Below are 16,433 nucleotides of genomic sequence, written 5' to 3'. Positions count from 1 at the left end.
CTAGTAAGTGTAGAACATACGTTGGATCTCTTTGCTGTCGGTCGTCTTGGTCAACGCCAGCATCAGCAAAATACGCGCCTTCTGAGGATTGAGCGTATCCGAGACGACGAAGTCGTGTTCGTCGTCTTTGGCTTCCCCATTGCGCGCGACGATGCCGTTGCCGACACGGCTGCTGCGAACGATCACGACGCCCTTCTGGTGGGCTTCGTCGAGAGCCGGTTCGACCGCGGGCCGGGCTAGGCTGCCGTCACCCACGCCGGCATGCACGATCCCCTTGGCCCCGGCGGCGACAAAAGCGTCGACCGCGACCCGGTTCATGTTGGCGTAGCCGTAGACGATATCGACTTGCGGCAGGGCATCGAGGCTAGAGACGTCAAACTCGGAGTCTGCCGTGTGCCGGCGCGTCGATTGACGATAGAAGTACGGTTTGTTTCCCTGCATGTAGCCGAGGAAGCCGAGTTCCGGTGTGCGGAAGGTGTCTGCCGTCGAGGTGTTGTTCTTGGTGACCTCGCGCGCCGCGTTGATCTGATCGTTGAGAGCAACCAGCACACCCTTGCCGACGGCCTCGTCACTGCCTGCGAGGATCACGGCATTGAAGAGGTTGATCGGCCCATCCGCGCTGATCGCTGTCGACGGCCGCATCGCGCCCACGATGACGACAGGTTTCCTGCTCTTGACGACCAGGTTCAAAAAATAGCTGGTTTCCTCAATCGTATCAGTACCGTGCGTGATCACAATTCCATCGACGTCGTCCTGCGCGAGGAGCGCGTTGACGCGCTTTGCAAGCTTGAGCCAGTAGTCATTGTTCATGTTCTCGCTGGCGATCTGGAAAACCTGCTCGCCCTTGACGTTAGCAACCGATTTCAGTTCGGGGACGGCGTTCAGGAGGGTCTCTATGCCCACCGTGGCTGCGGTGTAACCGACCACGGTGGTGCTGCTTGCCCCGGTGCCGGCGATCGTGCCACCGGTTGCCAGAACCATGACGTTGGGCAGACCAACGCCCCTTGCGTTCGCAGCTTCAAAACTGATGAGCAGCGCGAACAGCAAGCTCATTATCGTCATCAAGTAGTCACGCGCGCGAAACTGCCACATCTCGACCTCCCTTTCCTAGAAAGCCTCGTCGATGCGCCCCAGTTCACTCAGCACTGCATGATCCGTCAGCCGAGGCCTCCTGTCTAGCGTGGTGATGCAATCGGATGTTTTGGTTTAGGCGCGCGGCGGGCGCGGGGAGGCGGCAGAAGTACTTCGCCTCTGCTATTCGGAAACAAGAACGCGAATGGCCGGGAGATCTAGCGCGAAGACGCGGTTCTGCCCGGCCATGACGGAGTTCGTTTGGCGATTGCCCGCTGAAGAAGCCGCGAATTCGCAGCGCGTTACGCGCCCATCTCGCATTTCTTCAGGAAGCTGTTCTTGGCGGCACCGGCGAGCGGCTTGCCGTCGGCGCTGACCGCCTTGGGCGTGCAGGCGTCTTCCTTGCACTTCTTCAGGAACGAGGTCTTGGCGGCGCCGGCGAGTGCCTTGCCGTCCTTGCCGACCGCTTTGCTCTCGCAGGTGTCATCCGCAAGGGCCGAGCCTGCTGCAAAAGTGGCGAGGATTGCAGCCAGGAAAATCCGCTTCATCATGATTGTCTCCCTAAACCAAAAGATGGCGTGCGAATTGGAGCCCGGAATCATGGCGCAATCAAGCAGGATCGGGCCACCGCATCGGCCCTCGCTTCATTTTTTCCAGCGGTCGAGGGCAGCCGCGGCTTTGACGAGCGCGTCGTCCATGGCGGCCTGATTCCCGGGCGCGGACTGCCGCCGCGACGAGGGCTCGTCGAAATCATGGGTCGCGCCGGGGTAGAGCGTGACATCGATCCGGGCGCCCGCCTGCCGCGACCGGTCGGCGAGGCGCTGGCAGATCAGCGGCGAGACCTCCTCGTCGTCGGCCCCGAGGAACAGGGCGATCGGCGCTGTGGTGGAGATGATCGATTCGAGCAGCGCGGTCTGTCCGCAGCCCGGATAGAACACGAGTGCGCCGCGATAGCCCGCCTGGTTGCCTTGCCGGATCATCACGTTCAGCGCGGTGCTGCCGCCGTTGGACCAGCCTTGAAGATAGATCTGGCCGGGGACGGCGTCGCCGCGGTCGCGCAGATAAGCGAGGGCACCTTCGGCATCGAGCGGGCGCACGGCCGTTTCGTTGACGTCGGCGCGATCGGGATCGTCATGGGTGAAGCGGCCGAAGCCGTGCGCCTTGCCGCGAGGGCCGAAGCTATCCGGGAGCAGCGCCAGATAGCCACGCGCCGACCAGTATTCGCCCCACATCACGTGGCGTTTGGACAAGGTGCCGGCATTGCAGGGCGAGGCTGTGTTGGCCCCGACAAAGGTGCAGTCGGCATTGTCGTTGCTCGAATAAGGCCCGCCGCGGCCATGCAGCATGACAATTGTGGGCCAGGGGCCAGGCGTTATGGGCTCGAACAGGTAGCCGACGAGCGGCGTGCGGCCGTCGGCACTGCCGAAATAGACGATCTGCGGCGCGGCCGCGGCGCCCGCGACCGACAGCCATGTTGCGATCAGGGCGATGAGGATGCGCGACAATTCGGTGCGCCCCAGCGGCAATGCGATCAGGTCCCGCGCACGAGCAGCGCCTTGAAATCGGCGCGCGCACGCTGCGCCTCGGCGCGGGCAACCTCTGAGGCCTCGCCAAGGCCGAAATAGCCGTGGATCAGGCCGGCGCCCTCATGATGCTTCACCCGCACGCCCGCGGCCTCAAGGGCCCGCGCATAGGCCGCGCCTTCGTCGCGCAGCGGATCGAACCAGGCGGTGGTCACGATCGCTGGCGCAAGGCCGGCGAGCGAGGTGGCACGCAGCGGCGAGACCCGCCAGTCCGCGGCATGGCCAGGGTCGGCGAGATAGTGGCCGGAAAACCATTCCATCACGGCGCGAGAGAGAAAGTAACCATCGGCATTCTCGGTACGTGACGGATAGCGCGCGTTCTCCCGCGCATCGGCGTAGCGGCCTGCGACGTCGGTCACGGGATAGACCAGCAATTGTGCGGCGAGCTTGATGCCGGAATCGCGGCAGGCGATCGCGGTGGCCGCCGCAAGATTGCCGCCGGCGCTGTCGCCGGCCACGCCGAGGCGTTTGGCATCGCCGCCAAATTCCGCGACGCGGTTGAACACATCGCTCGTCGCGGCGAAGGCGTCCTCGAACGCACCGGGAAAGCGTGTTTCCGGCGGCCGCCGGTAATCGACGGAGACCACGACCGCGCCGGTCTCGATCGCGAGATTGCGCGCCTGCCGGTCATGGGTCTCCAGATCGCCCGCGACCCAGCCGCCACCATGGAAGAACACCACGGTCGGCGCCGGCGTGGCGCCGATCCGATAGACCCGCGCATCCAGCGGGCCGGCGCCACCCCTGACCTTGATATCCTGCACGGTATCGACGGGCGGCGGCGGCACGGCGGCGCGCGCGGCAGCCAGTGCGCGCAAGGAATCGCGGGCGCTCTGTGGCGTCATCGTGGTGGGATCGCGCAGCGGCAGCAGCGGGATGATCTGGGCGATGACGGGATCGAGCGGCGCGGCCATTTGCGGTCCTCACGGGTGTGGCGTGGCCACAGGGGTTCTTGGTCTTGCTTGCGGGTTAGCATAGATTTCGCGCGCCGCATCGGCAACCGCCGGACGGGTATGCGCCAGGGAGATAAAAGGTGGAATTCGAAACGCTGGTCCAGTCGCGCCGCAGCGTGCGCGGTTTCAAGAACGAGCCGGTGCCGCGCGCGGTGATCGAGGCGATCATCGACAGCGCCAAGCGCGCGCCGTCGTCGATGAACACGCAGCCCTGGCACGTCCATGTGCTCACCGGCGAACCGCTGGAACAGGTGCGCCGTCGCAACATGGAGGAGATGGTTGCCGGCGCCAAGGTCAAGCGCGACATCATCAGCCACGGCGAATATCAGGGCGTGCATCGCACGCGCCAGGTCGACGTCGCCAAGAAGCTGTTCGGCGCGATGGGGATTGCGCGCGACGACAAGCCGATGCGCCAGGACTGGGTGCTGCGCGGCTTCCGCCAGTTCGATGCGCCGGTGTCGCTGGTGCTCAGCTACGACCGCGTGCTCGACCCCGGCGCGGTCTGCCATTTCGATCTCGGCGCGCTCTGCTACGGCATCGTGCTCGCGGCCTGGGACCGCGGTCTCGGTTCGGTGATCAACGGGCAGGGCATCATGCGCTCCGACATCGTGCGCGAGGTCGCCAGGATTCCGGAAGACGAGGCCATCATGACCTGCGTCGCGCTGGGCTATCCCGACGATAGCTTCGCCGCGAATGCCGTTCGCTCGGATCGCGAGGGTAACGAGGAGTTCGTCCGCTACGTCGGCTTTGCTGACTGACGCAACTGGCCGACTAGCGCGGAGGGCCGACTGGCGCGGAGGGCCGACTGGCGCGGAGGGGAGGAGATTATTCCCTCACGAAATTATTGGTGCGGACCAGTTGCCGGCTCTTGCAATCTCGATGGCGCGGGAGGAACAATATGCGGACTGAAAGGTTTGATGCTGACGCGAGGGAATTGACATGCGGCGGCTGGCTAGCCTGGTTCGACGGTTCTTCCGTCCGCGAATGCGGCGCCCGATCGATGATGATCCAAGTCTTCCCTTCTCGCCTGAAGAGTTCGGCAGGCTGGTCCGCAGTGGCAGACGCGAGGACATGAAGCTGCTGGCGGAAGGGCTGGCCTCCCAGTCTATCCCGCGCCGCATCAAATACCGCGCCACGCACTGAGTTCCGAGGGCACATTTTTGTCGCCGTGCGGCGCTCACCGCGTGAGCGCGACTTCCTTGAACGACGTGACGAGCGCTTTCTCGAGCTTTCCGGTCATCCCGCAGAGAATGTTGTAGGCCTCCGTGCGCGGCATCGTCGGCTTGTAGGTCCGGTGCTCGATCAGCGCAGCGAAGATGTCCGAGATCGTGAGAATGCGAACGATGTCGTTGATGTTCTCGCCGCATAGCGCGTCCGGGTATCCGCTGCCGTCGAGACATTCATGGTGATGCCGGACCGCATCGAGAACTTCGGGAGAGATCTTTTCGTGGTCCTTCAGAAAGTCATAACCCGCCGCCGGATGCGTCTCGATCATGGCGCGCTCGTCGGCATCGAGGCGGCCGGGCTTGTCCAGGATCGCAAGCGGGATCTGCGCCTTGCCGATGTCGTGGAACATGGCGGCCGAGTAGAGGCGCTCCAGATCGGTCCTGCCGACGCCGAGGCTTAGTCCGAAGTCGATCGCCACACCGGTCACGAGCAGGCAATGCTGGTAGGTTCCCTCGTGGTGACGCCGCACGGTCGTGAGCCATTCGGACAGGCCGTGCTCGGTGATGCGTTCGGCGATCTTGCGACCAGCTTCCTTGGTGCCGTCGACGTCGAGGGGCCCGCCGAGCGTCACGGCCGTGAACATCGATGCGATGGCGGTCGCCGCCGCTTCGACGGCGTTGTCCGGCTGCGCCGCGTCGTTGGACGAACCCGGTGCAAGCTCGGCTGGATCAGCCAGCGCCGCCAGCAGCTTGGTCTTGTCGATCGCCCCGGGAAGGACGAGCGTCGCGCCGAGCGCATAGGCCTGCGAGATGCTGACGTGGGAGGAGTGCTCGATCAGGAAGATGCGCTTGGTGGCCTTTGCCAGCCTGGCAGCCTTCTTCTTGATCGCCGCGATGTTGTCGACGTCACGCAGCTCGGCGCGGATGACGATGGCAAACGGCACTTGCGACAGCTTGCCGTCGGCGTCGAGCCGTTCGCCCGCGACGGTGAACTGCTGGTCGAGGATCGAGCAGACGCCCGACAATTTGTCGGAGGAATCGGCCAGCACATGCACGAACGGGCGCGCCGCTTCCGTCGCTCGGATGCCGCTATCGCTTTTGAGAGGGCTGGATAGTGTTCGCGCGTTCTGCACGGTTGACCTAAACTATACCTGAGTTCAACGAGCTCGATGAATTTTCGAGCTTACTTGCCTTGAGTGGAGTTCCGCGCTTCGGCCCCCTGTGCGTTCGCCGGGTTCTTCTTCTTGCGGTCTGCGGTGATGAAGTGCACGCCGGCCATGGTGCCGTCGATCCAGACCAGTTCGCAGCGCCGGTAGGCGAGACCTGTCGACGACAGCAGCATGAAGAATTCCTTGGCTTGCAGCACATCGAGCGTGCCTTCCACCTCGATCTTGGCGCCGCTATCCGAGACGTCGAGCAGGACGCAACTGCGTCGCCAGGTGCCGTCGGAGCCCATCAGATTGACTGCCTGCTTGTGATCCATTCGTACGCGAAGCGTCTTGCGACCGTCGAACTTCATCGGCTAATCCCCATTTTGGCGCCGCGATTTCCCGGATCGCTTGTGCTGGTGCTTGCTGCCATTTCCCCCCAGCGCACCGTCCATTGGCTGGTCGACAAAAGAAGCGTTTCGAAAATATGTTGCGCGCGTTCGCGCTCGGCAAAGGAGAGACGGGCGTCGCTGCGGTTGCTCATGATCGCAAGCGTGGTCTGCCAGTTCAGGCGCGACGCCCGGCAGGCCATCACCAGGCCCTCGCAATCGTCATCGGCCATGACATGCTCGACGATCTCGATTGGCGCCCCTGAAAGCACCGACAGGGCGGTAAACAGATTGGCGGTCTCGCCTCGGATCGCGAAGCGGTTCACCGTGGAGTCGTTGAGCTTGCCGACGCGGTTGAGCGCGACGATCTCCGGCCTTGCGCTAGCATAGTCAGCCGGGCAAGGCCGCTTGGATGCGATCGGGGCGGGCGCAAGGGGCGTCGCAGAGGCGTTGGGCTTGGGCGCAGTCTTGCCGGGAGAAACGGTGAGCAGCTTGCGTACGACCAAATCGGGCGTGCCCGGCCGGAGTGTCAGCGCCTTCGTGATCGCGTCGTTTGCCGCGCTCTTCTCAACGAGCAAAGCATAGGCGGCATCGGAGAACCGCGCGCCTGGGTTCCCAATCAGCGCAAGGCAGACCGCCTGGTCGCCGCGTTTGACCAGCGCCTCCACCACAACCGGTTCGATCCGGTCCCGGGCCGCGATCGCAAGTTGATGGCGTTCGCCGCAGGACGCAGCGACCGTCTCAAGGTCGGCCGCTGATAGCGCCTGCGATTTGAGCAGAAGCGGACACGCGACGTCCTGATGGTCGTGCGAAGCCAGCCGGCGCAATGTGTCTTGCGGTGCAACATTCAGTTCGGCGAGCGCCTGGCTGAACTGCACCAGTGCACTCGGTGCAACGCGTCCCATCAGGCGCAGCAACACGCCGTCGACCACATTGACGAGCAGTTCCTGAGGCCGGTCGCGGCTGGACGCCAGCAGACGAACAATGCCCGAGAGGACACGGGCACACCGCTCCGGCGGGCACGCTGCGACCGCTTCTTCCAACTCGACAAGAATATCGGCAGGCGAATTTGCCATCATGGCAGGAGCCTGAATTAAAATAACTTCGACTAATCAAGGGGCCTATTACGCCTCAAAGTTGTTAATTTGGATTTTAGACTTTGATCCGTCGGGTATCAGTGCACCGTCTGCCACTTTCGAAACGATATCGAAATTTGGCAGGACGCGAACCGTCAACTTGTCCTTTTGAATGGGACGCTCGCCAATTGATCGAGAGACGATAGGATGATTCTTTCGCTCTAACGGGGCAACCGAAAGGGGGGAACTGGCCGGTACTGTCGCCGGATGCGCGCCGTTTCGTGGCGCTACTTTTCATTTGTCATGACCAACATTGATGATGCGCCAGAGTTGGCGCCAAAGATTTTTCGCTTTTCAGACGTCGACGAGTTTCGCAACGCGATCCGCGGTCTGGACTTCGAGTTCACGCCACTTGTGCGAAGGATTGCGGCCGAGCAGATCATCCTGCAATTGCCCGGCTGTGACGTGAATGTGACGCGTGCGTTTCCGCGCGTGGTGGATGCGCAGCTCGTCGCCGATTGCACCGCGGTCGGATTCGCAATGGACGACCTTGACGTTCCCATTCGCTTCAACGGCGCGCAGCGCGACCGCTCAGTCATCGTCATTGGAAGCCGCGGGGCGGCCTACAACACCATCGAAGAGGTGCAGCGGCAAATCGCCTCGGTCGTGTTCCGTCCCGAGGTGAGGGATCGCGGCTGGCCCGTGACGGGTTCCAGCTTCAAGATCTTCGAGACCAGTCCGTCGGCGCTGCATTGGCTGCGGAAGGTGGTCGGCGAGGTCGTGGCGGCTGCGTCCGAGCCGATCGATCCCGCTGAGGTGCCGCTGAAGGCGGCGGCGATGAAGGAGTCCCTGCTTGGCGCGGTCGACGCGGCGTTCGTTAGCATCGTGCCGGCGCGCTGGACCCGGCTGCCGAACGACGAGCGGCAGTTCAAAATGTTCCAGGACATCCGCGCGCTTTTGTCCGACGATCTCGCCCAGCCCATCTACAGCGAGGAAATAGCGCGCAAGCTCGGCCTCTCCGTCCGCACCCTGCATGATGTCGTCCGTCGCTATCGCGGCATGAGCCTGCACCGTTATTTGCGCCTGCGGCGCCTGTGGTTGGTCCGCCAGCGGCTATTGGCCGGCGCCGACAGCGTCAAGGCCGTCGCGCTGGCTTTCGGCTTTTGGCACCTCAGCGATTTCTCCAGAAGCTATCGCGACCAGTTCGGCGAGACGCCGTCGGAGACGCTGGAGCGCGGGCGCAGGCGATAGCGTGACAAATCGGCTGGGTCCGGTGCGTCGCCCCGTGCTAACCTGCCGGCCATGAGCAACATCCTCGTCCTCTACGGCTCCTACCGTTCCGACCGCTTGGGCATTCGCCTTGCGAATTTCGTCATCGATCGCCTGCGCGGGCGCGGCGAGGAGGTCGAGTTCATCGACGCCAAGGCGATCGGCCTGCCGATGCTCGACCGCATGTACAAGGAACATCCCAAGGGCACGGCGCCGGAGGCGCTCGAGAAGCTGGCCGGGCAGATCCGCGGCGCCGACGGTTTTGTCTTCGTCACCGGCGAGTACAATTGGGGCATCCAGCCCGGATTGAAGAATCTCACCGACCATTTCCTCGAGGAATGGTTCTGGCGTCCGGCCGCCATCGTCAGCTATTCCGCCGGCCGCCTGTCCGGCGCGCGCGCCTCGACCGCGTGGCACGGCACGCTGTCGGAGATGGGCATGGTGGTGGTGTCGAGCACGATCGGCGTCGGCCCGATCGCGCAGACGCTGTCGGCCGAGAGCGAGCCGATCGGCGAGGGCGGCAAGGCGCTGGAGCGCTCGTTCCCGCGCTTTGCCGACGATCTCCTGTGGTGGATCGAAGCGGCCAAGGCGCAGCGGGCGCGCAAGGCGCCGCCTTACTGAGCCGCGTTAGGCGGCTCGGACTTCACTGAGGAAGCGGTCGAACTGTCCGGCGAGGTCGCGGGACTGGGTCGAGAGCTGCTCGGCGGCGCCCAGCACTTCCGAGGCGGCCGCACCGGTGTCGTCGGCGGCACGCCGCACGCCGGTAATGTTGGTGTTGACCTCCTGGGTGCCGCGGGCGGCCTCCTGGACGCTGCGGGAAATCTCCTTGGTCGCCGAGCCCTGTTGCTCGATCGCAGCCGCGATCGCCGTGCCGATCTGGTCGATCTCGGCGATGACGTCGGCGACGTTGCGGATCGCGGTCACGGTTTCGTCGCTCGCGGCCTGGATCGCCGAGATCTGCTCGGAAATCTCGGTGGTGGCCTTGGCGGTTTGGCCGGCCAGCGATTTCACTTCGGAGGCAACCACGGCAAAGCCGCGGCCGGCATCGCCAGCGCGCGCGGCCTCGATGGTGGCGTTGAGCGCCAGCAGATTGGTCTGCTCGGCGATGCTCTGGATCAGCGTGACGACGTCGCCGATCTTCTGCGCGCCCTCGGCGAGTGCGCGCGCGGTGTCGCCGGTGCAGCGGGCGTTGTCGACGGCGCGAGCCGCGATCTCGGTGCTTTGTGCGACCTGGCGGCCAATCTCCGCGATCGAGGAGGTCAGCTCTTCGGTCGCGCTCGCGACTGTTTGGACGTTGGTCGAAGTCTGCTCGGAAGCCGTCGCCACCACTGCAGCCTGGCTGTTGGTCTGCGCCGCCGTCGAGGTCATCGACTGCGCCGTGCTCTCCATGGTCGAGGACGCCTTGGACAGGCCGCCGACGAGTTCGGTGATCTTGGCCTCGAAGGCGCGCGTCAGCTCGTCGAGCGCCTGCGCGCGCCGCATCTTGCCGTCGCTCTCGGCCTGCTTCTCGGCAGCGAGGCGGTCGGCGCGGATCATGTTGTCCTTGAACACCTGGACGGCAGATGCCATCGCCCCGATCTCGTCGGAACGCTCGGCGCCGCGGATCTCTTCGGCAAGGTCGCCATCGGCGAGCCGCGACATCCGCGTCGTCAGATTGACGATCGGGGCGCAGACTCGGCGGCGGACCATCACGATGAGGCCGGCGCTGGCGATCAGCACGGCGAGGAGGCCGGCGAGGGCGATGGTGAAGCTGGTGCGCGCGGCCGACGAGGCGCCGGCCAGGATCTGCTCCGCGTTGTCGTAGAAGGCGTCGCGGACGCCGATGATCGACCCGAGCCCGCGCTGGGACGCCACGTAGAAGGCCTCGACGTCGTGTTCGTACTTGCCGCTGACGGCGCCGTCCTTGACGAGCTTCATCTCGCGGCCGAATTCCTCGACATAGCTCGAATTCATCGTCTCCAGCGCTGCGGCGACGTTCGACGGAGTTGCCGGATTGCCGCGCAATTCCGTCAGCGACATCACGATCTGGTCGTTGCGGCCCTGCATGCGGGCCATGTCGGCCTTCTCGGCATCGTTGGCCACTTTCTTCGCGCCGACGAGGTTCTTGTGGACGCTGGAATTGAGGCCGCCGATGTCGCGCAGCGTCATCGCGATGTTGGCGTAGCTCGACTGCCGGTAGGCGTCGCCGTTGAGGATCGCCATGCGGCGGACCTGCTCGCTGAGCAGAGCGGTCACGCCGGCGTTGAGCACGGCGTTGTCGGCGACGATCTTCCTGGCGGCCTCCTTGCGTGCGTCCGCCGGTCCCGCGATCGCTTTGTCGATGGCTTCGCGCAGCGCGGTGAATTTTGCATTCAGCGCATAGATATTGGTGCCGATGGTGGCGCCGTCGTCGAACGGGCCGGGCAGGTCCTTGCGCAGCGCGTTCATCTTGTCGCGCGCGCCGTCGGTCTGCTTGCGCAGCTTGTCATGCTCGGTGAGCAGTGCGGGGTCGACGGTCGCGGGGCCATAGAGGATGTTGGTGGCAAAGCCGCGCTCGGGGTTGAGATAGCGCGGAATGTCGCTGACAGCGCGGACGATCGCGAGCCGGCCCTGTGCTTCGGTGATCCTGTCCATCGTCTGGTATTTCGTGACGGCGACGTAGACGGCGAGGCCGCCGCCCACGGTCGAGAGCGAGACGATGGCGGCGGTCAGGAGCGTACCAATTTTCATGATTCAGTCCGGCAATTGGCGCGGGAGAAAATTATTCTGCGCCAACGATAGGTAGCCGGTGTTAATCCCGGGTTTACGCTGCCGGCCGGCATTCCCCGCATGCATGCGTCCATTCGTCGAGGCGTAGGTGGCGCTTACGTCGCCTTCCGATCGAGGGAGGCAAGGATGTCCAGCGTCGCGCCATCCGGTTCGCCGGCGAAATATTTGGCGATCGCCTGATCGAAAATGGGCCCGTCGGAGACCGCGCCGAACAACGTCATCGACGAGCGGAATTTCGCGTCGTCCGGCGCGCCGAGGATCGCGTTGATGGTTCGTCCTTCAACGGCAAGCACGAGGCGGGTGCATTCGACGAGGCGGGCGCCGAGGACGGGGTGGGCGAGATAGGCCTCGGCCTCCTCGCGCGAGCCGATGGCGTAGCGCTGGGACATGGTGCTGAAGCCGAGGCCGGCGACCTGCGGGAAGACAAACCACATCCAGTGGCTCTGCTTCCGGCCCCGGGACAACTCCCCCTGGACGTCGCGATAAACCGGATTTTGGGCCCGAACGAACCGGTTTAGGTCAAAAGGATTGGTCATTAGCTATCTCGGGGTGCCTCGCCGGCCGCGATTATGCCTAACTTTTGGCTCCCAATGTGGTAGCTGGTATAGAGTCTCCGGGTGGGGGTGGTACCCCCGGGGGTCGTTTTTGGGGATCTGATGGTTTCCGACGCCGCACGAGCCGAGAGGCTGTTGTCGCGCCGCCGTATTGGGCGAGCGGAGACAATATTGCTGTCTTTGGCCGCCTTCGCGTTGGCGGTGGGCGCTGCCGCCTGGGTCTCGGATATGGGTGATTCGACAGCGCTGGTTTCCGCCGCGCTGCCGCCGGCCAATACCCCCTCGTTTGATGACCGTTTCGCCTCGCTGTCAGGTAGCCCGCCCGACCTCGGTCTGCGGACGCTGGAGCGCTCGGCGCTGAACGCCGTCCAGCTCAAGCTCCGCGACGCCAAGGCGATGCTCGCCCAAAAACTCCAGGGCGACGACTGGCACTCGACCCTGACCGATGACGACCGGACGCCTGTTGACGAGAGGCGGCCCTCGCAGCGCGCCGATGCCGTCCCGATGCCGCGCTCGCGCCCGACCCAGGCGGACTTCTCCGCCCAGATCGCCTCCAGCCAAGCCTATGCGGAGACCAATCCGAGGGTCGACAATCGCAGCTTCTTCGAAAAATTTACCGCTAAGATCAAGCTGGCCTCGCTGACGCCCGACAGCGGCCTGTTCAGCAAGGCGCCGGATCTCGCCGCTCTCGGTTACGATTCGCGCACAGCGGTCTATGACATCTCGGCCAAGGCGCTTTACCTGCCGAACGGCGCCGCGTTGGAAGCCCATTCGGGCATGGGCGCGCTGATGGACGACCCGGAGCATGTCGACCAGCGCATGGTGGGCGCGACCCCGCCGGCGACCTACGATTTGAAGCCGCGCGAAAAGTTGTTCCATGGCATCCGGGCGCTGCGCCTGACGCCGGTGGAAGGCACCAGCGCGCTCGGCCGTGTCGGACTTCTCACCCACAGCTTCATGCTTGGGCCGCGCGGCGATTCAAACGGCTGCGTCTCCATCAAGGACTATGATCGTTTCATGAAGGCCTACGACAATGGCGAGTTCAACCGCCTGGTCGTGGTGCCGAGCTTGAACGGATCGGCGACTGCCTCGCAGCGCGCGAGCACAGAGTCCTGATTTACTCCTGATATTAGCCTGCCACGGCGAGGCTGCCGTTTTCCCTTCGTTAAGCCGTCCTCGTCCAGAAGCAGCCCATGAGTGATCCGTCAAACTCCGAGACCCCGCTGCGCACCACGTTCAAGATCAAGCTGAACGGTGACACGCTGGCGATTGCGACCGTCGGCCAGGCCTATCAGTTCCTCACCAACTTCAAATCGGTCGAGTGGATGGAATTCCGCTCGCTGCATGATGAGGCCGTCCACGCGCTCGAGGGCGCCGCCGACAATGCGATGCTCGCCGTGCAGGCAACCAATGCCGTGCGTGCGCTGTTCGTGAGCGCGAAGCTGCTCTGAGCAGGCGTTCTTCTCCTTCTCGTCATTGCGGGCTGATGAAGCTCGAGTCCCGGACGCGCCTGCGTCCGGGACTCGATCGGACGAAGGCTCAATGCCTGTCGTCGCCGTGGCCGTCGTCATCGTCGTGGAAGTCGTGGTCGCCGCCCGGCCTGAACTGCGGATCGACGCAGGCAAAGTTCGCCGCATCACCGGTCAGGCCGCTGCCCTTGTACGCCGCAGTCTTGGGATAGACGCACAGCGGCCGCGTGCCTCCGGTTGGAAAGTTCTGGGCAATCCGGGGATCGAACACGCCACCGGTCGGGTAGGGGGAGGCGGTGTTGGTGTTGGCCGCGACGATGCGTTCGGGCGCGACGCCGTTTTCGACCCAATCCGTGATCGCCTTGAGTTCATTCGTGGCGAAGCTGGCGGTGGCTGCGCCGCCGCCGCAATGCGCCATGTTCGGCACCAAGAACAGCCGCGCGAAATCCGTCGCATGGTTGTCCATGTTCCGATTCATCTTGCGGTACCAGCGCGCGATCGCGGCGCCGGAGAAGATGCCGTCATTGACCGAAGACGAAATGATCAGCTTGCTGCCACGTGACCTGAATGGGCGCAGGTCGGTCGAAACCGCTGCCATGAAGTCCATTGCGCTTTCCGGATAGGCCGCCGTCTTGGTGAATATCTTCGGCGCGTCGGTGTCGAAGTTGAATTTGAAGACGAAGGCTTCCTGGCCGTTCGGTCCGTTGACCGGCGTGACCACGGGCGGCGTCTGGAAGATCATCGGGACCGCGCCGGCGCCAAGCGTCAGGTTGATCGCGGTGTTGACCCCAGGCACTGGTGCGGTGACGACGTTCCATAATTGCCAGCCTGCGCCGGGCGCGGCGGGCGGTGTCCAGATTCCGGCATCCCAGAACCAATTCGAATAGAGCCGCTGGCCCTTGGAGTTGACCGGCCCGCTGTAGATCTTCTTCAACGCCTCCACTTGCGGGCTGGTCAGGCAGGTGCCGCCATGCGGCGTGCTGCCATGCGAGCCCGTGCCGCAGGTGTAACTGGCGAGCGCGGGGTAGACCTTCCTTGCCGTGCAGGCGTGATAATTGTCGATGATGCCATCGACGAGGCCGTCGAGCGCGTCGCAGGCGCTCAGGATCGCCGCCGAGGCGACCTGGAGGTCTTGCGAAGGGAAAGTATCGGGAATGAAGGGCTGGCCGTTAACGTCCTTGCTGGTGGCGAGCGTGCCGAGCACCTGCTCGTTCCAGGCTTCTGCGAGGCCGGCCTGCGGCAGGTTGAAGCCGGGGTTCTGCGATATCACGCCGTCGAACAGCCAGGGCGATCGCTGCGATGCGACCATGGCGTCACGTCCGCCGTTCGAGCATCCCATGATGTAGGAATAGACGGTGTCGAGGCCGTAGAAATAGGAGATGATCTGCTTGGCGGTCGTCGCGGTCTTTTCGATGCCGTTATAGCCGTAGTCGCGGCGCGCCTGCGCGTCGATCGCGAAATGCGCGGAGCCTCCGGCATTGGCGTCGTCGTCCTGATACCCGCCGACCGCGTTGCTGGCGTTGTCCTCGTGGCCGCCGTCATCGGCTGCGACCGCCCAGCCTTGGCCGAGCTCGACGCCGGCGGCGCCTTGTGGGTCGCTTTGCAGGCTGCCGTCGGTGCCGCCACCGCCCATCATCTCGAAGCGGCCATGCCAGGTGGTGGGCAGGTTGAGGGCGAAGCCGATACCGTAGGTGAAATGATCGGGGTCCTGCGTCGAGACCCGCTTGTTGATGATGCCGATCACGTTGCAATAACCCGACTTCTGGGTCGCGCTCAGGATCTGCGTGTTCGGCAGGGTGAGGCCGGTGAGGGCGGTGCAGGACGCGCGCGGGGCCACGCCGCTCGGAGGCAGCCCGTGTGCGGTCGCCTGTGCGCCGAGTGCCGCCCAACCGGCCACCATCGTCGAGGCAAGGAATAGTCGTTTCATGTCGGTCCCTCCCAGTTTCATCATTGATGATTGAACAAAATCGTGCCGACGCGGCGCCTGCTGGCGAGGCGTCGCGAGGTCAGAGTCATTTGCGAAGTTGCTGCTCGGGGACATGCTCGCGCGATTGCGATGCGCCGCAACGCACATTCGGCTGTGCGCAAAACCATCCTGCCGCGATGCGTCATGAAACGCAGATCGGCGTCCATCTCTGATGGAAGCACGGGCGTCATCCCCTTGGCCCGCTCGTGAACGGCAGGCTTTCACGATGAATATGCGAGCGATGTTGCCGTGTCAACATGACGCAACACGTGAGTCCGCGGTGCAACCTGTCGTGGAAGCTGTAGGTGAAAGGCGCGACATTGCTTGGCTTCTCGATCCGGGTCCGCTGCGATAGGCTGAGCAATCGAATCTCGAGCAAACAGGCCGGATGCTGCTGCGCCGGCGCGTGAAAGACGGTCGTCGATGGAGCCAGGGAAGTCAGGCATCAGGAAGCGATCCGCCAAGGGAGCGGTCAAGGGCACGCCGCGCAGGGCGCCCATTGCAAAGCCGTCGCGATCCACGCCGCGCGCCGCGCCGGCCGCAAAGCCCGCACGGCCAAAGCTGCTTGCCTCGGCCGACCTGTCCCATTCGCTCGGCTATCGCATCCGGCGGGCCCAGCTCTGGGTCTTCAAGGACGTCCGCCGGCGGCTCGCCGCATTCGACATCAGCCCGGCGCAGTTCTCCGTCCTGTCGGTGATCGAGGCCAATCCGGGCGTCAATCAGCTCACCATCGCGCAATCCCTGTCGATCGAGCGGGCGGGGCTCGGGCGGCTGGTGGATCATCTGGAGCGGCGCGGTCTGGTGCAGCGTTCCGCCTCCGCCATCAACCGCCGTTACTACGTCCTGTATCTGACCGGTGCCGGCGCCGCGCTGCTGGGCCGCCTGCGGCCGGCGATCGCGGCGAGCGAGAAGACCCTCGCGGCCAAAATCGGTCCGCGCGCGTTCAAGGAATTGCAGCGGGCACTATCGATTTTCCTCGAGGATTCCTGAGCAGTCGCCGGGCCTTCCGGCACAGGCCCCATGTTCTCTCATAACTTGAACTCC

17 protein-coding genes are annotated in these 16,433 nt (G+C 64.4%); 7 read left to right on the top strand and 10 right to left on the bottom strand.

Annotated features, from left to right (window positions below):
* The 4 genes from ACPPVR_RS24730 to ACPPVR_RS24715 all read right to left on the bottom strand — a co-directional run bounded on the left by ACPPVR_RS24730 (position 1) and on the right by ACPPVR_RS24715 (position 3,565).
* On the bottom strand, positions 1 to 1,092 hold the full coding sequence (locus ACPPVR_RS24730) for a type II asparaginase (protein WP_426609183.1): 1,092 nt from the start codon (positions 1,090 to 1,092) through the stop codon (positions 1 to 3).
* A gap of 281 nt (positions 1,093 to 1,373) precedes the next feature.
* Positions 1,374 to 1,622 (bottom strand): hypothetical protein, encoded by a 249-nt coding sequence (locus tag ACPPVR_RS24725; RefSeq protein WP_426609182.1) that lies wholly within the window; start codon positions 1,620 to 1,622, stop codon positions 1,374 to 1,376.
* Positions 1,623 to 1,715: 93 nt separating this feature from the next.
* Positions 1,716 to 2,576, bottom strand: coding sequence for a dienelactone hydrolase family protein (locus ACPPVR_RS24720; protein WP_426609181.1), 861 nt, complete (start codon positions 2,574 to 2,576; stop codon positions 1,716 to 1,718).
* A 26-nt stretch (positions 2,577 to 2,602) separates the two neighbouring features.
* Positions 2,603 to 3,565, bottom strand: coding sequence for an alpha/beta hydrolase (locus tag ACPPVR_RS24715; protein WP_426609180.1), 963 nt, complete (start codon positions 3,563 to 3,565; stop codon positions 2,603 to 2,605).
* 119 nt (positions 3,566 to 3,684) lie between these two features.
* On the opposite strand from ACPPVR_RS24715, the gene ACPPVR_RS24710 reads away from it, so the two are divergent.
* Positions 3,685 to 4,362 (top strand): nitroreductase, encoded by a 678-nt coding sequence (locus tag ACPPVR_RS24710; RefSeq protein WP_426609179.1) that lies wholly within the window; start codon positions 3,685 to 3,687, stop codon positions 4,360 to 4,362.
* Positions 4,363 to 4,543: 181 nt separating this feature from the next.
* Entirely contained in the window at positions 4,544 to 4,747 is a 204-nt protein-coding gene (locus ACPPVR_RS24705) for a hypothetical protein (RefSeq protein WP_426609178.1), read from the top strand.
* A gap of 34 nt (positions 4,748 to 4,781) precedes the next feature.
* Here the strand turns inward: ACPPVR_RS24705 and ACPPVR_RS24700 are convergent, their stop codons facing one another.
* The 3 genes from ACPPVR_RS24700 to ACPPVR_RS24690 are packed head-to-tail and all read right to left on the bottom strand — an operon-like array spanning position 4,782 to position 7,386.
* On the bottom strand, positions 4,782 to 5,903 hold the full coding sequence (locus ACPPVR_RS24700; RefSeq protein ID WP_426609177.1) for an HD-GYP domain-containing protein: 1,122 nt from the start codon (positions 5,901 to 5,903) through the stop codon (positions 4,782 to 4,784).
* Positions 5,904 to 5,953: 50 nt separating this feature from the next.
* Entirely contained in the window at positions 5,954 to 6,289 is a 336-nt protein-coding gene (locus ACPPVR_RS24695) for a PilZ domain-containing protein (RefSeq protein ID WP_426609176.1), read from the bottom strand.
* A complete protein-coding gene (locus tag ACPPVR_RS24690; RefSeq protein ID WP_426609175.1) occupies positions 6,286 to 7,386 on the bottom strand; it encodes a DUF2336 domain-containing protein in 1,101 nt (366 codons plus the stop codon). The genes ACPPVR_RS24695 and ACPPVR_RS24690 overlap by 4 nt, the downstream gene beginning before the upstream one ends.
* Positions 7,387 to 7,686: 300 nt before the next feature.
* Here ACPPVR_RS24690 and ACPPVR_RS24685 point away from each other — a divergent pair, with 300 nt between their 5' ends.
* A complete protein-coding gene (locus ACPPVR_RS24685) occupies positions 7,687 to 8,634 on the top strand; it encodes a helix-turn-helix domain-containing protein (RefSeq protein WP_426609174.1) in 948 nt (315 codons plus the stop codon).
* Between the two features lie 51 nt (positions 8,635 to 8,685).
* Positions 8,686 to 9,273 carry an NADPH-dependent FMN reductase gene (locus tag ACPPVR_RS24680; RefSeq protein WP_426609173.1) on the top strand — a complete coding sequence of 196 codons (588 nt, stop codon included), beginning with the start codon at positions 8,686 to 8,688 and terminating at the stop codon, positions 9,271 to 9,273.
* 6 nt (positions 9,274 to 9,279) lie between these two features.
* Here ACPPVR_RS24680 and ACPPVR_RS24675 read toward each other — a convergent pair whose 3' ends face one another.
* Both ACPPVR_RS24675 and ACPPVR_RS24670 read right to left on the bottom strand, forming a co-directional pair.
* Positions 9,280 to 11,361: a methyl-accepting chemotaxis protein gene (locus ACPPVR_RS24675; protein WP_426609172.1), complete on the bottom strand. Its 2,082-nt coding sequence runs from the start codon at positions 11,359 to 11,361 to the stop codon at positions 9,280 to 9,282.
* A 134-nt stretch (positions 11,362 to 11,495) separates the two neighbouring features.
* A complete protein-coding gene (locus tag ACPPVR_RS24670; protein WP_426609171.1) occupies positions 11,496 to 11,936 on the bottom strand; it encodes a DUF1810 domain-containing protein in 441 nt (146 codons plus the stop codon).
* 189 nt (positions 11,937 to 12,125) lie between these two features.
* On the opposite strand from ACPPVR_RS24670, the gene ACPPVR_RS24665 reads away from it, so the two are divergent.
* Complete coding sequence (locus ACPPVR_RS24665; RefSeq protein WP_426609170.1) at positions 12,126 to 13,070, top strand: DUF2778 domain-containing protein; 945 nt, start codon at positions 12,126 to 12,128, stop codon at positions 13,068 to 13,070.
* Between the two features lie 77 nt (positions 13,071 to 13,147).
* Positions 13,148 to 13,405 (top strand): hypothetical protein, encoded by a 258-nt coding sequence (locus tag ACPPVR_RS24660; protein WP_426609169.1) that lies wholly within the window; start codon positions 13,148 to 13,150, stop codon positions 13,403 to 13,405.
* 88 nt (positions 13,406 to 13,493) lie between these two features.
* Here the strand turns inward: ACPPVR_RS24660 and ACPPVR_RS24655 are convergent, their stop codons facing one another.
* Entirely contained in the window at positions 13,494 to 15,350 is a 1,857-nt protein-coding gene (locus tag ACPPVR_RS24655; protein ID WP_426609168.1) for a tannase/feruloyl esterase family alpha/beta hydrolase, read from the bottom strand.
* A 462-nt stretch (positions 15,351 to 15,812) separates the two neighbouring features.
* On the opposite strand from ACPPVR_RS24655, the gene ACPPVR_RS24650 reads away from it, so the two are divergent.
* Positions 15,813 to 16,379, top strand: a complete 567-nt coding sequence (locus ACPPVR_RS24650) for a MarR family winged helix-turn-helix transcriptional regulator (RefSeq protein ID WP_426609167.1) — start codon at positions 15,813 to 15,815, stop codon at positions 16,377 to 16,379.
* Positions 16,380 to 16,433 lie beyond the last annotated feature (54 nt).

Origin of the sequence: Bradyrhizobium sp. McL0616, assembly GCF_049993385.1 — a bacterium.
Lineage (GTDB): Bacteria > Pseudomonadota > Alphaproteobacteria > Rhizobiales > Xanthobacteraceae > Bradyrhizobium.
Note: the sequence above shows the minus strand (reverse complement) of the source record. Positions and strands in the feature narration are given on the sequence as shown.

What these genes read in the sequence shown, in the direction of transcription:
- ACPPVR_RS24730 (WP_426609183.1), bottom strand. Translation starts at nt 1,092, where the DNA reads ATGTGGCAGTTTCGCGCGCGTGACTACTTGATGACGATAATGAGCTTG.
- ACPPVR_RS24725 (WP_426609182.1), bottom strand. Translation starts at nt 1,622, where the DNA reads ATGATGAAGCGGATTTTCCTGGCTGCAATCCTCGCCACTTTTGCAGCA.
- ACPPVR_RS24715 (WP_426609180.1), bottom strand. Translation starts at nt 3,565, where the DNA reads ATGGCCGCGCCGCTCGATCCCGTCATCGCCCAGATCATCCCGCTGCTG.
- ACPPVR_RS24705 (WP_426609178.1), top strand. Translation starts at nt 4,544, where the DNA reads ATGCGGCGGCTGGCTAGCCTGGTTCGACGGTTCTTCCGTCCGCGAATG.
- ACPPVR_RS24695 (WP_426609176.1), bottom strand. Translation starts at nt 6,289, where the DNA reads ATGAAGTTCGACGGTCGCAAGACGCTTCGCGTACGAATGGATCACAAG.
- ACPPVR_RS24690 (WP_426609175.1), bottom strand. Translation starts at nt 7,386, where the DNA reads ATGATGGCAAATTCGCCTGCCGATATTCTTGTCGAGTTGGAAGAAGCG.
- ACPPVR_RS24685 (WP_426609174.1), top strand. Translation starts at nt 7,687, where the DNA reads ATGACCAACATTGATGATGCGCCAGAGTTGGCGCCAAAGATTTTTCGC.
- ACPPVR_RS24680 (WP_426609173.1), top strand. Translation starts at nt 8,686, where the DNA reads ATGAGCAACATCCTCGTCCTCTACGGCTCCTACCGTTCCGACCGCTTG.
- ACPPVR_RS24675 (WP_426609172.1), bottom strand. Translation starts at nt 11,361, where the DNA reads ATGAAAATTGGTACGCTCCTGACCGCCGCCATCGTCTCGCTCTCGACC.
- ACPPVR_RS24670 (WP_426609171.1), bottom strand. Translation starts at nt 11,936, where the DNA reads ATGACCAATCCTTTTGACCTAAACCGGTTCGTTCGGGCCCAAAATCCG.
- ACPPVR_RS24660 (WP_426609169.1), top strand. Translation starts at nt 13,148, where the DNA reads ATGAGTGATCCGTCAAACTCCGAGACCCCGCTGCGCACCACGTTCAAG.
- ACPPVR_RS24655 (WP_426609168.1), bottom strand. Translation starts at nt 15,350, where the DNA reads ATGAAACGACTATTCCTTGCCTCGACGATGGTGGCCGGTTGGGCGGCA.
- ACPPVR_RS24650 (WP_426609167.1), top strand. Translation starts at nt 15,813, where the DNA reads ATGGAGCCAGGGAAGTCAGGCATCAGGAAGCGATCCGCCAAGGGAGCG.